Source organism: Acinetobacter sp. UBA1496 (assembly GCF_002324975.1).
Classification (GTDB): Bacteria; Pseudomonadota; Gammaproteobacteria; order Pseudomonadales; family Moraxellaceae; genus Acinetobacter; species Acinetobacter variabilis.
In genome coordinates this window covers 1-4,836 of record NZ_DCRI01000062.1, presented here as the reverse complement: position 1 = coordinate 4,836, position 4,836 = coordinate 1, and the positions used below count along the sequence as shown (strand labels likewise).

4 protein-coding genes and 1 pseudogene are annotated in these 4,836 nt (G+C 38.6%); 1 reads left to right on the top strand and 4 read right to left on the bottom strand.

Annotated elements, in window-relative coordinates:
* The 4 genes and pseudogenes from B3143_RS07165 to B3143_RS07150 all read right to left on the bottom strand — a co-directional run.
* Positions 1 to 752: pseudogene (locus tag B3143_RS07165) on the bottom strand (IS5 family transposase); the annotation flags it as partial.
* Between the two features lie 158 nt (positions 753 to 910).
* Positions 911 to 1,693 carry a thioesterase family protein gene (locus tag B3143_RS07160; protein ID WP_004780052.1) on the bottom strand — a complete coding sequence of 261 codons (783 nt, stop codon included), beginning with the start codon at positions 1,691 to 1,693 and terminating at the stop codon, positions 911 to 913.
* A gap of 137 nt (positions 1,694 to 1,830) precedes the next feature.
* Entirely contained in the window at positions 1,831 to 2,667 is an 837-nt protein-coding gene (locus B3143_RS07155; RefSeq protein ID WP_004780050.1) for an SDR family NAD(P)-dependent oxidoreductase, read from the bottom strand.
* A 14-nt stretch (positions 2,668 to 2,681) separates the two neighbouring features.
* Positions 2,682 to 3,593: an alpha/beta hydrolase gene (locus B3143_RS07150; protein ID WP_004780048.1), complete on the bottom strand. Its 912-nt coding sequence runs from the start codon at positions 3,591 to 3,593 to the stop codon at positions 2,682 to 2,684.
* Positions 3,594 to 3,740: 147 nt separating this feature from the next.
* Here B3143_RS07150 and B3143_RS07145 point away from each other — a divergent pair, with 147 nt between their 5' ends.
* Entirely contained in the window at positions 3,741 to 4,748 is a 1,008-nt protein-coding gene (locus B3143_RS07145) for an AraC family transcriptional regulator (RefSeq protein WP_004812151.1), read from the top strand.
* Positions 4,749 to 4,836 lie beyond the last annotated feature (88 nt).

Sequence of the window (4,836 nt, the reverse complement as noted above, 5' to 3'; positions counted from 1 at the left end):
AAGATACAAGAAGCACTGCTTCGCTAGATTAACTGTTCGGAGTAATTCATTTCGCTCTAGCGAGCTACTCTTTGTATCTTTCCATGGTTTCGCATTTTTCTAGGTGGAATCACCGCATGCGCTTGCCGATCTGCAATGACCTGACGGCATTGCTTGGTGTCATAAGAGCCTTCAGTATAAACAGAGTCAATCCGCTCATCTTGTGGAATTTGATCAAGTAAATCACCAAGAACCTGTGAGTCACTGACATTATTTGTTGTAAGCTGAACTGCACGTATTTGCAGTGTTTCAGCATCTATACCTATGTGCAGTTTACGCCATTGTCGTCGATATTCAGGCTGATGCTTCTTACGTTTCCATTCACTTTTACCTAAAAAACTCAAGCCAGTAGAGTCAACGAGTAGATATAGTGCATCACAAGTTTTTTGATAGCTAATCGCAATATCAATATGCTTTTGTCTTCTGCATATGGTCGAATAATCTGGGCCGTCCCATTTAAGCCAGAGAGTTTAATCAGACTTTGCACAAAGCCTGTGACCATACGTAAAGACAGATTAAAAAGTGATTTGATTATTAAACAGCATTGGATGGCTGCGTCGGAGTAGATTTAATTTCGCCCGTGTTTACCGATACGGAGCATACCATTCGGTGGCTGAATCAAACCAAATGGCAATGTTTCCGCGATGAATGCGTGCTCGGTTATATGAAGACCAATTGGTTGTACGATAAATTTTAGGTGTAGGCTTATTCATTTGAAAATTATATTGTGGAATAAGCCTTAGAGATAGGTTTGTGCAACAAAGCCAGTAGCAACTATAAAGAGCTCATCGAATGATTTATGTAAAGTATCATTATTTTCAATAAAAAATTACTTTGATTACATTCATCATTAAAACTAAATAAATAAAACTCAAGCAAAAATGGCAACAGTTTGAGTTCCAGATAAAACCAACTCCCCTTTTTCATTCCACGCATGCATCATTTGATAAGAATATCCTTGATCAGAAATCAAGCTAAATGACTTCAAAAGATACCATTCGCTATGTTTAGCAGATTGTGCAAAATCGACAGCCCAATTCATTGAGCTAATAGGTGCTGGAGTCTTGAAACAAGCCATTGATGCTGGTGGGAGACAATCTCCGATAAGTAGTAATGCAATTTCAGGTGATATAGAAGTTGCGTCCTTTAGATGTACCCAAGCCAGTAATTCTGGCGTTTCGGAGTTAGATACCGGTGTAGATTGACTGACAAACCGTACACCAAAATTATCGAAAAAATCTGGAACAAACATTTCCTCAGGTGGAGGTAAATATGCTTCAGGACGGTCTACCTGTGGCATTTTAATATGATTGTGCTGAATTGTACTTTTTCTGGGCGCAGCAAAAATAAAACCTGTTCTGAGCACGAGTGCATCATGAACACGCGCATCAACAGCAATCTGTGTCGCGGACTTTCCTTGACGTAAAATTTCAGCATGAAATGTCACATTTTCAGTGACCGGGCCAATAAACGCAATTTGCGCACTTTTTAGTGGAGGAAGCCCCTCTGGAAATTCCTTTAATGCAATCTGCAAAGCCAATGCTGCTGAAAAACCACCATAGGCAGTTCTTCCCTGTAACCAATGTTTTGGCGGTGTATACGGTGTTTCAATGGTGAGACCGTCAAATATATCAGCTAATTTCGGCATGTACATGCGAGTATCCTTACTTATAAATCAAACTTATGTCGACGGATTTTTTTTAAGACAACATATATGGGTTTGAGTTGCATACACAATAGAAAATCACAGACTATTCTCTAAAAAATAATCTATGATTTTGTTATATAAAATCATTTTTTTAATGCTGCAAGCCGAATCGCTTCAATGACGTCCTCGTTTTTAAACCCAACTCGTTCTATAAATCCACGGAAAAGCCCAGGTGTACGAGCAACAAATCCATTTTTCTTCGGAACTACGACAAATTCACGGCGATTTTCTACAGCATCAACAATTGCATTGACCACTTCTTCAAGTGCAACCATTTTCCATAAGCCTGTTTGGTTACCGCCCCAAAGTTTCAGACCGGCCGGATCATCAAAAGTTTGATCCATCAACGGCGTATGAAAGAAAGTAGGATGGACACTGCCAACTCCGACATTAAGATGTTTAAGCTCCATACGAATACTGTTGCTTAAAGCCCAAACACCAGCTTTGCTTGCACAATAAGATGACTGTAACGGTGAATGGAAAAAGGCAGCCAATGAAGAGATTGCTAGTAAATAACCTTGCTGCTTTTGCACGTAAGGCAAACCTGCTTTAAATGTTCGCCATACACCATTTAAATTAATATCCATTACTCGATCAAACCGTTCTGGACTTGCACTTTCAATTGGTTCAAAACAGGTAATACCAGCATTGGCAATCACTACATCAATCCGGCCAAAATGTACTGCAGCGCTATTAATAGCATTCTGAAGACTTTCCATTGAACAAACATCGGCTTGCCATGCCTTGGCAATGGTATCTCCGCCAAGTGATGTAGCCTGTTTGTCTGCTGCTTCTAAATTAATATCCAATAAGGCCAATTTAGCTCCTTTCGCTGCAAAAGCAGTTGCCAAAGCTGAACCTAAACCACCTGTAGAGCCAGTAATTAAAATTACCAATCCATCTAAGTCATATTTTGCCATAATCAATTCCTTTTTTAATTTGCTGAAACAGTCCGGTTAAGAAAATCAATTTGATCGTGAATGACTTTTTCAAAGCCTTGATTCACATAGATATCAAAATGACCTTCTGAATAGATTTTGATTTCTTTTTGTGGTGTTTTTTGAGCATGTTTTAAGGTGGTTTTTGCTGGAGCAACGCTATCTGTTTCACACACACAAAATAGCACTGGGCATTGAATTTTTGAGGTGAATTTACCCGGAAAATATGTCAGTAGATCGAGCGCAAATCGAGCTGCTACATAATTTCGAAATTCTGAATTTTCAGGTACAAGCTGTAGATATCCATCCTCACAATCTTTGGCTGTCATTAATGCCGCACTGTGCGGTTTCCCAGCCGATGCAACCATAATAGGTTTTGCACCAAAAATAGCACCTATTCGATCTGTTAAAGCAAGTGCAGTAACTTTAATTGAGCTGATTGGACTGGTTGCTAAGCTAGAAGCTAAACCATCTGTAAATGGGCATTGAGATATTACTGCTACAATTGAATGATCATTTGCAGCAGTAGTAAGAACATGCCCACCACCAAATGATGTCCCCCAAATCACAATTTTAGATTGAACAACATCTTTCTGAGTACGAACAAAACTCAAGGCTGAACGCCAGTCCTCCAATTGCTTATTGATATCCAATAACTGGCGAGGTTCACCACCACTTGTACCAAAGTGACGATAATCAAAAAGCAAGCATCCATATCCTGCCTCAACAAATCTTTCAGCATAAGCAGGCAAGCGCATCACACGGACTGAGCCTAGGCCATGTCCCATCACAATGATCGGATATGGTCCATTTGTAGTGGGTTTATAAAGCGTTCCACTGCAATAAGAGTTTCCAGATTTAAATTGTATTTCATTGATTTCTGGCTTCTTAGTATTTTTTACTGCCATTTTGCACTCCATTGAAACAACAGATACCGTTCATTACTGCAACGAATGATGCAAAAGATATTGAATGAAAATGAAGCTTTTAGCTTGACTCTTAATGACAGCCTACTTGATACTTCACGCCATAAAGCTAGAAACTCAGGTTAATTAATGAGCAAACCAATCTATAGAAAAATGATTCCTGAAACATACGTGCATGTACTCTATGACTATCTTGAAGCAAAAAAAATAATCCCAGACGAAATCTTAAAATATCCTCGCCCACAACCTCTTACAAACGCTTTAAAAGGTATTTCTATTGAATTATGGGAACAATTACTTTCACGTGCTGCAATCGCCCTAGCTGATCCAATGTTAGGTTTACATCTTGGACAAAAGATTACTCCAAGGCATCTTGGCGTTTTGGGCTATGTATTATTAGCTTGCGACAATCTTGCTTCGGCTTTAGAAAAACTGGAAAAATATCAAAGGTTAATATTCGATGTGATTCCAATGATTACACGAGAAGGTCCAGATTGGGTGGAATTAGTTTGGGACACCACCTTATACAAACCAGATTTATTGGTTGATGAAACAGGTATTACTGTCATTATGCAGTTCTGTAGAAGTTCCGTTCAGAAAAATATTACACCTATATTTGTACAATTTATGCATGATTGTCCTGATGATTTGATGCAGTACGAGCAATATTTTGGTTGTCCAGTTTTATTTAATCAATCTGAAACTGTGATACGAATTAGTAAAGAAACTCTAGAGCTCCCAATAAAGACCTTAGACCCAAGTCTATTAACAATTATAGAACAGCATGCAAACCAGCTATTGGAGCAATTGCCCAAGGAAGAGCCAATAATTGAGGCAGTGCGTAAAGCTATCGCACATCAATTGCCACATGGTGAACCAACAATAGAACTTATTGCAGAAAAACTTTGTCGTTCACCTCGTACACTTCAACGAAAGCTTCAAAATGCCAATACAAATTTTCGCAATGAACTTAATATAGTCCGCCAAGAACTGGCAGACTCATATTTAAAAAATACAGATATACAAATTGCTGATATTGCATTAATGCTTGGATATTCTGAACATAGTGCTTTTACTCGGGCATATAAAGCCATGACAGGTGTTTCACCGCAACAAAGCAGAGATCAAGTTTATTAATAGGGAAAAATGAGAAGCATCTCCTACTTATTTTTATTTATGCAATTGAATAGTTACAGCTATATCAAACTGAACCGTACCGGGTTTG

Excerpts from the sequence above, each read along its gene's own strand:
- B3143_RS07155 (WP_004780050.1), bottom strand. The coding sequence starts at position 2,667 with ATGGCAAAATATGACTTAGATGGATTGGTAATTTTAATTACTGGCTCT.
- B3143_RS07160 (WP_004780052.1), bottom strand. The coding sequence starts at position 1,693 with ATGTACATGCCGAAATTAGCTGATATATTTGACGGTCTCACCATTGAA.
- B3143_RS07150 (WP_004780048.1), bottom strand. The coding sequence starts at position 3,593 with ATGGCAGTAAAAAATACTAAGAAGCCAGAAATCAATGAAATACAATTT.
- B3143_RS07145 (WP_004812151.1), top strand. The coding sequence starts at position 3,741 with ATGAGCAAACCAATCTATAGAAAAATGATTCCTGAAACATACGTGCAT.